At 59.4% G+C, this 13340-nt stretch carries 10 protein-coding genes and 1 pseudogene; 2 read left to right on the top strand and 9 right to left on the bottom strand.

Annotation, left to right across the window (positions count from 1 at the left end; all coding sequences use genetic code 11):
- Positions 1-292: 292 nt before the first annotated feature.
- From Q1M04_RS15190 to Q1M04_RS15205, 4 genes and pseudogenes are all read right to left on the bottom strand, one after another.
- The gene (locus Q1M04_RS15190) at positions 293-1306 is read right to left on the bottom strand and encodes a reverse transcriptase family protein (protein ID WP_300448595.1); all 1014 of its coding nucleotides are present in this window, start codon (positions 1304-1306) and stop codon (positions 293-295) included.
- Between the two features lie 254 nt (positions 1307-1560).
- Positions 1561-1869: a hypothetical protein gene (locus tag Q1M04_RS15195; protein WP_300448598.1), complete on the bottom strand. Its 309-nt coding sequence runs from the start codon at positions 1867-1869 to the stop codon at positions 1561-1563.
- Positions 1862-2842, bottom strand: a complete 981-nt coding sequence (locus tag Q1M04_RS15200; protein WP_300448601.1) for a hypothetical protein — start codon at positions 2840-2842, stop codon at positions 1862-1864. Before Q1M04_RS15200 ends, Q1M04_RS15195 begins: the two co-directional genes overlap by 8 nt.
- Before the next feature lie 325 nt (positions 2843-3167).
- Positions 3168-3299, bottom strand: a pseudogene (locus tag Q1M04_RS15205) (CAP domain-containing protein); the annotation flags it as partial.
- A gap of 722 nt (positions 3300-4021) precedes the next feature.
- On the opposite strand from Q1M04_RS15205, the gene Q1M04_RS15210 reads away from it, so the two are divergent.
- On the top strand, positions 4022-4729 hold the full coding sequence (locus Q1M04_RS15210) for an SH3 domain-containing protein (RefSeq protein ID WP_300448622.1): 708 nt from the start codon (positions 4022-4024) through the stop codon (positions 4727-4729).
- 568 nt (positions 4730-5297) lie between these two features.
- On the opposite strand, the gene Q1M04_RS15215 is transcribed toward Q1M04_RS15210, so the two are convergent.
- The 5 genes from Q1M04_RS15215 to Q1M04_RS15235 all read right to left on the bottom strand — a co-directional run bounded on the left by Q1M04_RS15215 (position 5298) and on the right by Q1M04_RS15235 (position 12109).
- Entirely contained in the window at positions 5298-6569 is a 1272-nt protein-coding gene (locus Q1M04_RS15215; protein ID WP_300448605.1) for an amidohydrolase family protein, read from the bottom strand.
- A gap of 14 nt (positions 6570-6583) precedes the next feature.
- Positions 6584-8890: a glycoside hydrolase family 3 protein gene (locus tag Q1M04_RS15220; protein ID WP_300448608.1), complete on the bottom strand. Its 2307-nt coding sequence runs from the start codon at positions 8888-8890 to the stop codon at positions 6584-6586.
- A gap of 194 nt (positions 8891-9084) precedes the next feature.
- Positions 9085-10356, bottom strand: a complete 1272-nt coding sequence (locus Q1M04_RS15225; protein WP_300448611.1) for an ABC transporter substrate-binding protein — start codon at positions 10354-10356, stop codon at positions 9085-9087.
- Positions 10357-10406: 50 nt separating this feature from the next.
- Positions 10407-11237, bottom strand: coding sequence for a carbohydrate ABC transporter permease (locus Q1M04_RS15230; RefSeq protein WP_300448614.1), 831 nt, complete (start codon positions 11235-11237; stop codon positions 10407-10409).
- Positions 11234-12109, bottom strand: a complete 876-nt coding sequence (locus Q1M04_RS15235) for a carbohydrate ABC transporter permease (RefSeq protein ID WP_295758699.1) — start codon at positions 12107-12109, stop codon at positions 11234-11236. The genes Q1M04_RS15230 and Q1M04_RS15235 overlap by 4 nt, the downstream gene beginning before the upstream one ends.
- A 172-nt stretch (positions 12110-12281) precedes the next feature.
- Between Q1M04_RS15235 and Q1M04_RS15240 the strand changes: the two genes are divergently transcribed.
- A complete protein-coding gene (locus Q1M04_RS15240; RefSeq protein WP_300448619.1) occupies positions 12282-13175 on the top strand; it encodes a helix-turn-helix transcriptional regulator in 894 nt (297 codons plus the stop codon).
- Positions 13176-13340 lie beyond the last annotated feature (165 nt).

A 13340-nucleotide genomic window follows, 5' to 3' on the forward strand; every position in this document is an offset into this window, starting at 1 on the left:
CATATTTCCTGACCGCCCACTGCGGTGGGCGTGGGTTCCTGTACTCATTTTCCTCTCTGCTCTATTCAACTCTTTCCGAATTTTTATGCTTGACAAATCCTTAGCCGGCTGCACTTTTTTCGACCCCTCGGTACGTTTTTCAGTCTGCCAAGATTGCCAGGTTGAAGACCCTGCCGTTTCATGAAAACTGTATTCTCTCTATGCTGGGGAAAGAAGAAAATACAAACTATCTCCTCTTTTTTGTTACCAAAGAGAAGATGGTTGCTTTCTAGAGGTTTTTGAGTGGTATGGGTTAGAAATAAGGCCATCTGATTTTGTCCAACTCCCCCAGGAGGCGCATTCCTTCCTCAGGTTCTACCATATGGATATAATACGCCTTGCCGTAGAGATATTCCCGATAGTGTATATGCTTCTCCGCTTTCACATTCTCCAAATGGGTTAGTACACCAAATTTCCTGCAGTAGTATATTTCCTGTCTCAACTTGCGCTTGAAGGCTTTGGGGACCCGAACGGTGCCGTTTTGCACCACCAGTCCGGTGATCCTTTTTGGGGTACCGGGGCCATACAAATGGACTTTTTCCCTGTTGAGGGAAAATTTCTGTGCTCTAAGCAGTTCCTCCACTCGGTCCGGGAAGGCACCCAGGTCACAGTTGGCGGAAAAGGTCAAATCGTCGGCGTACCGGGAATAGGTGATCCCTCCGCAGCTGGCCTCCGCCGCCAATTGGCTGTCCAGCTCCCGAAAGACAAGGTTGGACAGGGTGGGACTGGTGGGTGCGCCCTGGGGCAGTACCCCCTCATAACAGCAGACCTCCGCCAGAGCGGCGGCGGCGCTATGGGAGTATCCCGCCTCCCGAAATACTTTTTCTACAGCGTTTTGGGGGATGGAGGGAAAAAAGTCCTGGATATCCAGGCATAGCACGTAGGAATGGCGGGCATGGAACTCCGCGTTGGTTCTGATGGAGCGGCCTCGGACAAAGCCATGGGCCTGGGGGGAGGGCTCCAGCTGGGAGAGAATGGTGGACAAAATCCATCTCTGCCGCCTTTTTAGGGGGAGACTGGGGGCGGTGATGGTGCGCACCTTCCCCCGCTGGGGGAGGAAAAAGGAGTGGTAGGCCTGCCGCCAGTCCAGATCCTTTAGGCGCAGTACCGTTTTTACCTGCTCCCCGTCAAACAAAACGGGCAACCCCTTACCGTACAGCCGGGAGGTGTAAGCGCAGCATGCGTTGATTTCCTCCTCGGCCCGTTCCTCTTCCTCCATAGCGGTTTGGAGACGCCGCAGATAGTCCTGAGCTGTTATCTGTTCCATTCAGTTCCCAATCCCTTTTTCATGCGTTTCTTTCTCAATCAGCCCGGAGACAGCTACGAATTTAAATAAACACCTATAAAATATAATCCTCGTTATGGCGCGCAGGTCTGCGGCAGGTCGAGAAATCGGCACCCGAGGGTCACGGCAGGTCGAGAAACACTCCGATTTCTCGACCTGCCGCAGACCTGCGGAGTTAGTGCCGTTTCCCACGGGGCGAATACACCCCTGGCTAACCGTCTCCGGGCCTATGAGCTTCATTCATCCAGCCATCCCGGCTGGGGCAGATAGAGGGGGGTCCAGTCGAACTCCTCCTCCGTTTGGGAGGCGGATGCCGCCGGCGCATGGAAATAGTTGAGGGGAACGCATTGCTCCTGTCCCTCCCGGGTGAGCCGGTATTCCGACCCCGTGGGCTGGACGTATCCCGCCTGGCACAGCAGCTCCAGCCGGTCCAGCAGCAGACCTCTGGGACACCCCAGCTGCCGGGACAGCTCCACATCCCGCAATACGCCGCACTGCCGGATATCGTCCAAAATGAGATAGTCCAAAAAATTCAGCTTATCCATGCCGCTTCTCCAGTTTGTCCATGCCAAAGGCGTAAGCGCCGGACAGAGTCTGTCGGGTCTGCTCCCGCATTTCGGTGGGAATGGGCCGCTTGGGAGGCTGATCACCGTCCCTCGGGAAGGGGGGCTCGTTGTCCGGAGTGTCACGCCAAAAGCTGCTTAACGTGTTGTTGGGGGTGTTGTAGTGGAGGGATACCAGCAGCCGGTTTTTACAAAAACCCATAAAAAACGACTTTTGGGGGTCGGTAACCATATAATATCCCACCAGCCTTTCGAATCTGTCTAGCGTTTTGAATTCAGCGGAGCCCCTGGGAAAGGCGGGCTCCTCATACCACTCCGAATCAAGCAGTGGCATAACGGTGATTTTCTCGCTGCGGCAATTGTCGTCGATATGCTCGACGCCCTCCTCCCGCAAGACGATACCGGAGTAGAACAGCATTGTCCCGTCCTGGAATAAGGAGGGAAATCGGGCACGGAAGCCGGCGATGGTTCCCCACAAGGTGATTCCGCTGCCCAGCACGTCGTCAACAAAGACCACCGCCCGAAAATCCCTCAGCCGCTTCTTCGTCAGCTTGGACTGGACCCGGATAATCTGGGATTTCGTCACATCCGGATAGTTGCGTTTGCGCAGGTCGCTGCTCACGTTGTCCCCGCCTGAGGCGGTTCCGGATCTGGGCTCCACAATGAGGAATAAAACCTGGTTCAGGGAGCATCTTCCCTGAATCCGCTCCTTTAGAAGCTCCACGAGCCTGACATAACGGCTTTGGCACACGGGTTCGGTCAGATAATGATACCGGCTGAGCAGGGTGAGCAGAAGGTCGTGGTTCTCAGGGGGAATGCGGGCCAGCCACCTGTCCACTTGGTCGGACAGCCCGGCGATGCGGGGGTCATAGTTTCCGTCCGCAGGGTCGCTGGCAGCCGTAATATTGATGCGGTTATGTGCGTAAAAGCGCCCCAGTGCTTCATTTTTATCCATGCTTCTCTCTATTCTCTGTTGGGAGACCGCCGCCTCCGGCGGCCCCTCTGAAAAATTTAAAGGTTGCTGTTATTATAGCAGACCCGGCCCCGAAACGCAACCGCGGGGCCCTTTTATTGGTCCTATTGACAATTATTTGCTCCCAATTTTAGAGGATTATCATAAAAATAAGATGGCAACTTTTCATTGTTTTCTGTTACACAATATCTGAACAGGAAATTTGAGCTTCTTGGTATCATATTCTCCTATCTGGAATCTGTTTTCTGCCACCACGAGGGGGAGGGCCATTCAGCTCCATGGACGGCCCTCTTTGAGTACTATTCGCTTATGCATAGAAGTTGACGCTGTTGGGTATCCCGACGAACATATAACAGTAGGTGATACCGTCGTACTGGGTCACGCCTACGCCGATGCAGTCGCATCTGGGGTCGATCATTGTTTCGAAGTGTCCGGGGGAGGTATGCCCAACTTAAAGGAACCAAAACAGGGACAGCCCCCACACGGCACTTTCTAACACCAGCCCGGAGAACACAGAAAAGATAGAAGAAGCAGGGAGCCAGCCCCGGCCCCCTGTTTTTTCATGCTGTCCAGCGTCCCCGCCTTAAAAGCCCATGGTCCGCAGACCATCACAGCGACGGCAATTCCCACGGGTGCCAGCTTCCCCTATACCGCCAGCCTAACGGCGGGGAATTGCCAGGGAGCGGGACCAACCGCTAACCCCGCCTTGCGTCCAGCCGCCGACAACCGCCCAGCTGCCAGCCGTGGCGGGCCACTCAGCCGCCGACACGCTCACGCGTCACTTTGTCAACAACAATACAAAAATCCCTTGCGCAATTTACCTCTATTGGCTATAATGAAGCAAGAGCCAGCAGAAGCAAATAAAGGCAGGGCGTGAAGTGTTCCAGCACCCCACACCCCTATGCAGGAGAGATGACCTCCCACACAGCAGATTACTGCGCCGTCCCCATTTTATCAAATAATCACGGTTTATTCAAGCGTGAAAAATGGGAATGTGTGTTTAGCTTTCGGCGGTGTAGGGATATAGCAAAACCCTGCGCCGCTTTTGTTGTCTCGGCGGTCCCGGGCAAAGCCCATGGGGGACGGGAAGAACCCCCCCCAAGGACCAGACCGTTGAGACAGAACGAAAAATAATGTGGAAGGAGAATCACAGTGAAAAAGATGCTCATATATGCTCTTGCTCTGGCCCTTGCTTTATCGTTAACGGCTTGCGGTCAGCCCAAGGCAGAGCAACCCACAGACCCCGCCCCCAGCACATCCACCCCGGAGCCAATCGCAGCCCCCGAACCAATCAAGGACACAGCCCCAGAGCCTAAACCCGAGCAGACCCCGGCGGCCCCCGTTGAAACCGAGGACACCCAGCCCCCGGAGGAAACAGAATCCCAAGAGGACGAGGTGCAGTTATTCACAGAGGTCAACGAGACAGTCTATGCCACAGGAACGGTGAATTTACGCAGTGGTCCGAGTACAGCGCATGACAAAGTGGGTTCCCTCAACAAAAGTGACAGCGTAACCCGTGTAGGCATTGGAACAGCAGAAGCAGAAGGTTGGAGCCGCATACAATTAAGTGATGGCAGTTTAGTTTATGTGAGCAACAAATACTTAAGCACCACAAAGCCCGTAGTTCAGCAACAGCAGACTAGCAAACCCAGTGGCGGGAGTACTACCCCACAGGGCGGAGGTCAGCAACAAACGTCTACAGACACCCAAGGCCCCACCCCAGGCTATAATCCATGGGCAGGTGACTATTCCAATATATTCGTAGATACCCGTACCGAAGAACAAAAACAAGCAGACATTAAAAAGAATCAAGAAGCATCCGAAGGAATCACCGGCACTATCCAAGCAGGAGGCCTCGGAGGAAACTAAACAGCAAAATACTAATATCTACAACCAGTAAAGGCAGTTAGTAAATCCAACTGCCTTTACTATACACTCACATCAAATCCATCAACACCCCAACTCTCCATGTGCATTTCGACACACACCACCCGCTATCCAAACACGCCAACATCAGGGAGCCCCTAACCGGGCCCCTCTTTTTTTGTGCAAATTTCCGATATTGACACGCTGGTGTGAGTATACATTCCCGTTTTGCGGTAGACGTGTAGATATACGTGGGTAACAAAACGCTTAGACGTGTGCAAATTAGCCATTTGCTATAATGAAATTACAGCAAGGCCAAGTGCACAGGCCAGGGGGGTTATGGAGGCCCACGGCTATTCCAGTGTCTACCGGGTGACAGACTACAACCACCCGTTTGACCGATATGCCCAGGAGCCTGTTTTATGTCTGGACGAGTTTCGGAGCAGTCTGCTAATTGGGGATATGCTGGACTATCTTGACGGGTATCCGCTGGCGCTCCCTGCAAGGTACGCCAACCGACAGGTGTGTTATGAGAGGGTATATATCATCAGCAATCCTGCCGCCTCATGCTTTACTTCCCGTCAAAGAGATTCAGCTTTGCCCCGTCGATGTACCGCGCCGTGATGTTCCGGTCATCTCCGATGTAGCAGAACCGCTCCAGCCGCTCCGCCGGGGCCATGGGGAAACCGGGGTCCTCCACCCCCTGGATTACCAGGGCGTCGAACCGGCTTCCCTCCTTGAAGGTCCCTACCGGGCCGAAGCATCGCCCGCCCCCGGCGGTGGCTAGGTAGAACGCCTCCGGGAAGGTAAGGCGCCGGTTCTCCGGCTCGTAGAACTCCTTGACCTTGGACGCCTGCACCGCCCGGGCTGCCTGACGGTAGATCCCCATGCCGTGGCCGCCGCCTACGTCCGTGCCTAGGGCGATGGAGAGGCCCTCCTCCGCCAGGCGGGCCGCAGGCATGATCCCCGCGGTGATGTTGATGGTGGCGTCCGGGCAGTGAACCGCCACGCTGCCTGCCTGGTGCATCAGCTCCTTGTCCCGCGGGCTGGGGAAGATCACATGGGCAAAGATGGAGGGCCCGTGGTCCAGCAGCCCCGCCCGGGCGTAAATCTCGGCGTCACACCCGCAGGAGGAATACAGCTCCAGCGCCGTCGTGACCTCCTCCCGGGACTCACACAGGTGGGTCTGGATGCCGCAGCCGTACCGGGCGGCGATCTCCCCTAGGCCCTTCATCAGCCCCTCGGAGCAGGTGGGGGCGAACCGGGGAGTCAGGATGGGCTGCACCCGGCCGTTCCCTGCGTGATTCCGGACGAACCGCTCCGTCTCCCGCAGGGACTCCTCTGTAGACTCCCGCAGGAAGTCCGGGGAGTTCCGGTCCATGTTCACCTTGCCCACAAAGGCCCGCATCCCGTATTTCTCCAGGGCCCAGAAGAGGTAGTCCGAAGCGTCGTAGTGGATGGTGGTGAAGAGGCTGGCGTGGAAGGTGCCGTGGCGCAGCAGCTCCCGCACCAGGGCACCGTACACCGCCTCGGCGTAGGCCGGGTCGCGGAAGTTGGACTCCTGGGGGAAGGTATAGCGCTCCAGCCAGTCGAAGAGCAGACAGTCCATCCCCACGCCCCGCTGAAGAAACTGGGAGGCGTGAATGTGGAGGTCGGAGAAGGCCGGGATGATCAGGCCCCGCCCGTAGTCCGTCACCGGCAGGGCGGCATAGGTCTCCGGCACCTGGGGCCAGATGCCCCGCACCGCGCCGTCCTCCACCGTCATATAGGCGTTTTCATGAATGCTGAGCGCCTGAGGGCTCTCCGAGTAGGCGATGTCCCCGTGTAGGATCTGTACAGACATGTGCGTGTTCCTCCTTATGTTCCCTGGGCCTCGTTCATCCTCCGGACGGCTTCTTGGACCATCTCCTCCGTCACCTGGCAGGGCACCAGCAGATCCAGATGCTGGGCCAGGCCCCAGAAGCTGTTGGTGAGCTTCTGCCGCAACGCATCCGTGATCTCCTCCCGCTCTAGAAGATCCCACTCCACCAGACAGTCGAAGAGGGCCTGGGCCGCCCGCTCGTCCCGGAGCAGCTCCAGGTAGTGTCCGTCGGGGGTGGCGGGCAGGCAACGGACCCGCCCGCTCTCCACCGGAAACTCCCCCCCAAGGCGGATGTCCGCCGAGGAGGACCCGATTTCGATGCGGAAGGCGCCGGAGTCCACTACCCAGTCCGAGAAGGCGGGGTCATAGTAGGCGAAGTCCCGCTCTCCCAGGGTGAAGGTCACCGTCTTTTCCTCGCCCGGATCCAGGTCGATCCGCCGGAAGGCCTTTAGCTCCCGCACCGGACGGTGCAGCCGGGCGTGGCCGTCGCCCACGTAGAGCTGCACCACCTCGCTGCCGGGACGCTCCCCGGTATTGCGGACGCCGCAGGACACCTCCACCTCACCCGGAAGCGCCAGATGGTCCTGTGAGAACCGCAGGTCTGAATAGGTGAAGGCCGTGTAGGACAGCCCGTGGCCGAAGGGGAACAGGGGCTCCACCCGCTTTTTGTCGTAGTACCGGTATCCCACGTAGATGCCCTCTCCGTACAGGTGGCGGTGGTTCTCCCCGGGGAAGTGCAGGTAGTCCGGGCAGTCCTCCAGCCGCCGGGGCATGGTGACCGGCAGCTTTCCGCCGGGACTGCGCTCGCCGAACAGCAGCTGTGCCGCCGCCGCACCGCATCCCTGGCCGCAGTACCACATGTCCAGCACCGCCCGAACACCGTCAATCCAGGGCATGACCACGGACTCGCAGTTCATCAGCACCACAATCACGTTTTTATTCACCGCCGCTGCCCGGCGGATCAGGGCCTCCTGGGCGGGCTCGATGTCCATGGTGGGGCGGTTGTAGTCGTCCGTCTCCGGGGGGAGCATGGCCCCGGCGAACACGACCGCGCACTCCGCCTGGGCCGCCGCCGCCTCCGCCTGGGCCAGCAGGGCTTCGTCGGGGATCTTGGTGTCGTTGTAGCCCTCGGCGTACACCACGGGGCGGGAGGTCCGGGCACGGATCTCCTCCAGGGGGATGTCCTGCATTTTGGCCTTGACGATGGCGCAGCCGGTCCCCTGGAACACCGGCTCCCGGGCCCACCTGCCCAGGACCGCGATGGACCCGCCGCTCTCCCCGGACAGGGGCAGCAGCTCCGCCTCGTTTTTCAGCAGCACGGCGCACCGGGCGGCGGCGTCCCGTGCCAGGGTGTGGTGCTTCGCGAAGTCCACCGGTGCCGCCTCCGGCTCGGCGTAGCGGAGGACCACCTCCAGCACCCGGCGGCAGTGTCCGTCCAGCTCCGCCTCTGCCATCTCGCCGCTCTCCACGGCCCGCACCAGCTTGTCTATGGCGATCTTGCTGTGGGGCATCTCAAAATCCAGGCCGGCCCGGAAGGCTTTCAGGTGGTCCTTGACGGCGCCGCAGTCGGAGATGATCATGCCCTCATAGCCCCACTCGTCCCGGAGGATGTCCGTCAGAAGGCGCCGGCTCTCGCAGACGTGGGTGCCGTTGATCAGATTGTAGGAGGCCATCACCGAGGCGGGGCGGCTCTTTTTAATGACCCGCTCGAAGGCCGCCAGGAAGATCTCCCGCAGAGCCCGCTCCTCCACGATGTTGTCGTAGATGGTGCGCATGTAATTGGAGTTATTGCAGACGAAGTGCTTCACACAGGCCCCCACCCCGTGGTCCTGGAGGCCCTTGACATAGCCCGCAGTCATGTCGCCGGCCAGCACCGGGTCCTCGGAGTAGTACTCAAAGCCCCGCCCGTCCAGGGGACTGCGCCGGGTGTTCAGCCCCGGGCCGAACAGCACCCCGGCCCCCAGGGCCCTGCACTCCGCCGCCACGGCCGCCCCGATCTCCTCCGCCAGGGAGGGGTCCCAGGAGCAGGCCAGGCTGGAGCCCGCGGGGAAGCAGGTGGCCTCTTCCGTCACCGCCAGGGCCTCCGGGGAGTCGAAGGAGGCGTTGATGGCCGTGCGGAACTGGGCTTTTTCGGGGGGCGTGGGCGGCGTCTTGAGGATGCGGACGCCGGTGGTGCCGTCCGTCATCACCAGCCGGGGAATGCCGCGGTCCGGCAGCGCTGCGGTGCAGAGCTGGTCGCCGCTGACACACAGGACGGCCTTCTCTCTCACGCTCAACTTCGACAGAATCTCTTGAATATTCATAATGTCCCTCCATTGTTTCTTTGCTTTGCTGCGGGGAAAAGACGGAAGCGATGCTTACCGCTCCCGTCTTCCCTCCCTTTGGCCCGCCGCCCGTCAGGGGGAGCAGGCCCGCTATTTTCATTTCATAGTCACCGCAGAGGCCGCAAAGCGGCCATGCGGCAGGTTTCATAGGCAGTGCCGCCGGTGCCGGGGGCTTACCGCACGCTCTCCCAGTCCGCCTGCAGCTCCTGGCCGAACTCCTCCACCGACATGCCCAGGGCGGCATACTTGTTGATGGTGTTGCCGAAGAGCTCCGCGCCGCCGTCCGGGAAGAAGGAGCTGAAGATGCCGTAGGTCTCGCCGCTCTCCATGCACTCCTGGGTGGCAACGCCCAGGGCGCCGATGGCCTCCGCCGTGACAGAAACGTTGGCGAAGCCGGGGATTAGCTTGAACTCGTTGCCCAGGTAGTTCCGGCCCTCCTCAGAGGTGGCCAGCCAGTTGAGGAAGTCCTTGCATACCTCCGCGTTGGCGGAGTCCTTGTTGACGCTCCAGAAGGGGGAGCAGCTGGTGTAAATCATGGTCTCCGCCGCATTCTCGCTGAGGGGCAGGCCGAACATGCCAACGTTCAGGTTGGGGTCGATGTCGTCCAGGGAGGACTGGCTCCAGGAGCCGCCCAGCATGATTGCGCACTTGCCGGTGGCGAAGTCGGAGACTTCGGTGTTGAAGTCGGTGTTCAAGGGGCTGGCGGAGTAGGTCTTCTCAATGTCAATCCACTTGGCCAGGTTCTCCACCTCTTTGTTGCCCGCCAGAGTGGCGGAGCCGTCGTTCAGGGCCTGGATGAAGGCCATGGGATCCGCCTGCCGGGAGATCACAGCGGAGAACTTGAACATGCCGGACTGGTACCACTCGGCGTAGTTGGAGGAGATGGGAGTGATCCCCGCCGCCTGGAGCTTCTCGCAGACCGCCTCAAGATCGCCGAGGGTCAGGGGCACGCTGTCGATGCCCACCTGGGCAAACAGGTCCTTGTTGTAGAGGTACCCGTAGCTCTCCAGGGAGATTGGAAAACCGTAAATGGCGCCGTCGATGCTGCCCGCCTCCACCGCCGCCGCGGAGAGGTCCTTCACCCAGCTCTCGCCGCTGAGATCCGCCATGTACTCCACCATAGTCCGCATGTCTTCGCTGCCCTTGGTGGAGAAGATGTCGGGACCCTGACCGCTGGCGAACATGGTCTTGAGCTGGGTGTAGAAGTCGCCGGAGGACGAGGACTCTACCGTGAAGGTCACCTCGGGGTGCAGGGCCGTGTAGGCCTCGCAGGCCGCCTTCAGGGCGGCGTCAATCTCATACTTGTCCTGGTAGATGGAGATCTTGACGGAGCCGCTGCCGCCGTCCCCTGCGCCGCCGCCGGAATTGCCGGAACCGCCGCCGCAGGCCGTCAGGGAGAGCAGGAGAATCGCGCAGGTGAGCAGTGCCAAAACCTTTTTCTTCATCGTAATTCCTCCTCAAATGAATTAAATGTAAACCGCATATCCCAAGCAGTTTAGCCCTTTACCGCGCCGGCGGCCACGCCGGCCACGATCTTCTTCTGCATCACCACATTGATCACCAGGATGGGCAGTATGCTGATGACGATGGCGGGCAGTGCCACGTCCCACTGGTTGGAGTACAGGCCGAAGAGCTTGTTGATGGCCAGCTGCAGCGTCATGAGGTCGCTGGTATTCAGCAGCGTCAGCGCCACGATATAGTCATTCCAGACCCAGAAGAGGTCCAGGACGAAGAGGCTCAGCAGCGTGGGGCGCAGCAGCGGCACCACGATGAGGAAGAAGGTCTGGTAGACGTTGGCCCCGTCCAGCTTGGCGGACTCCTCCAGCTCCAGGGGCACGCTCTTCACTGCGCCGATCATCATGAAGGTCCCGAAGGCGATGCCCATGCCGGAGTAGGTGATGATGCCGCCCCAGAGGCTGTCCGTCAGGTGCAGGATGCTCATGGTCTTCACCAGGGAGAGCATCACCGCCGCGAAGGGGATCAGCAAAGAGCAGACCAGCAGCTTCTCAAACAGGCGGCTGTACTTTGTGGGGTGCCGCACCGTCCAATAGGCCACCATGCACGACAGGGTCAAAATCAGCGCCAGGGAGATCCCAGTCACCAGTATCGTGTTCAGCATCACCCGGCCCATGTTCAGCTCCTGCCAAGCGTTGAGGTAGTTGCTCAGCTGCACGGTCCTGGGCAGGCCCAGAAGGTCCGTCATAATCTGGTCCAGGGGCTTGACGGAGTTGAAGATCACCAGGGCGAAGGGGGCAAAGAACAGCAGCGCCGCCGCCAGGGCCACGATGAACTTTACCGCCTGGAGGGACTGTCTCCGTTTTTTCACTGCAGCTCACGCTCCTTCCTCTGGGTCAGATACATCTGGAGAAACGTCACCGCGAAGATAATCACAAAGAACACCATAGCCTCCGCGTTGGCCAGGCCGTAGCGGTTGGCTGTGAAGGCGTCGTTGTAGATCTGCTGGGCCATGGAGGTGGTGGTGCCGTAGGGCCCGCCCTTGGTCAGCGCCACGTTGACGTCGAACATTTTGAAGCTGGTGGCAATGGACCAGAACAGGCACACCATGATATAGGGCATGCACTGAGGGATCTTGATCCGCCAGAAGATCCTCCAGCCATTGGCGCCGTCAATGGTGGCGGCCTCCTCCAATTCCTGGGGGATGCCGGTGAGGGCCGCGATCATGATGATCATCACGTACCCGGCCCCCTGCCAGACGCTGACGATGATCAGCGCGGCGTAGGCCGTGCCTGGTGTGCCCAGCCAAGGCAGCTGCAATATCTCCCAGGAGAACACGGTCCCCAGGGCGCCGACCACCATCAAAAAGAGGAAGCGCCAGATGTAGCCCATCACCACGCCGCCCATGGTGTTGGGCAGGAAGAAGACCGCCCGGAACAGGCCGCTTCCCCGGAAGCTGTTGGACAGCAGCGCCGCCAGGGCCACTCCCAGCACGTTGGTCAGCACCACCACGGCCAGGCCCAGCAGGATGGTGAACTTAGCAGAATGCAAAAACTGCGACCTGCCGGTGAATACGTCGATGTAGTTCTTCAGGCCCACGAACTGGTATGTCTTGCCGATGCCGTTCCAATCCGTCAGCGAGTAAAAGACGCTGACCCCAAAGGGAATGACCACCGCCAGCAAAAACAGCACGGACGCCGGCCCCAGGAACACCACATGGGGTATAAGATCCCGCCTCTTCATAAGCCCCTCCTCCAACCGTAATATTCCGTATTCTTCTTATTTTTATGATTTTTATTATTACATGCCCCCCCCGCCTGCTGTCTTTTCGTTTCTTGCCCAAAAAACTTACGATTCTTGACCTTTTTGATTTTTGCTCTATAATAGAAAAAAAGCCCCGAAGGGAGGAAACCCCATGGACGACAGCCGCGGTGTCTACAATCACGAGATTGTGCTGCCCACGAAAAAGTACCCCATCATGCTCTACTTCCACGCCGACGGCCTGGGCTATGTGGCCCATCACTGGCACCGGAGCCTGGAGATCTGCGACTACATCAATACCCCCTGCCGCCTCTGGTACGGCGGGCGGGTCATGGACCTGATGCCGGATACGCCGATCATCATCAACAGCGGCGACATCCATAGCCTCACGCCCCAAAACCACAGCGATCCCCGGGGGGTGTCGCTGATTTTTCCCTACGAGTTCATGTCCCAGTACGGCATCGACATCGACCGCATCCGCTTTGCCTACACCTCCAACCCAGCCGTCGATCAGCGGCTGCGCCAGTCTCTCCACCGGCTGGCGGACCTGGGGGAGCGCCGGGGGGCGGACCCCTACTGCCACCTGCTGTGCAACGCAGAGATTTTCAACGTTCTTCACCTGCTTATGACGTACTACCAGGACTCCCACAACACGCCCCTCTCCAACCGGCACGTAGAGCGGAGCCGGGAGCTGCTGGCCTACATGAACCGGCACTACCAGGAAAACATTACCCTCCAGTCGGCGGCGGAGCACCTGAACCTGTCCGTGGGGTATCTGTGCCGCTTCTTCCGGAAATACCTGGGGACCACCTTCAAGGACCACCTGACGGACCTGCGCCTCCAGCGGGCCCAGGCCGCCATAAGCGCCACGGATCAGACGCTGCTGGACATCGCCCTGGACTGCGGCTTTCCGGACTACCGCACTTTTGTCAGCACCTTTCGCAGGAAGTTCCAGATGACGCCCCGGCAATATAAGCAGTGCCCCGTGCGATTCGTCCCCGACTTCACCCAGGACTACGCGTCTGGTGAAGACACAGGGGCGGTGTGACCGCAGGGGAATGCGGCGGCTTGCCACTCTGAAAAAGCACTTAGGGAAGCACTGATTAAAGCCGGTAAAAGCCAGGCAAACAGACAAAGGTAAAGGAAACGACCAATAAAGGGCCATATTGGGGGATGAATTCCTCGCTTTTCCAGTCCCAGCCCGGTCGAAGGG

This window comes from uncultured Oscillibacter sp., from assembly GCF_950073225.1.
Lineage (GTDB): Bacteria > Bacillota > Clostridia > Oscillospirales > Oscillospiraceae > Oscillibacter.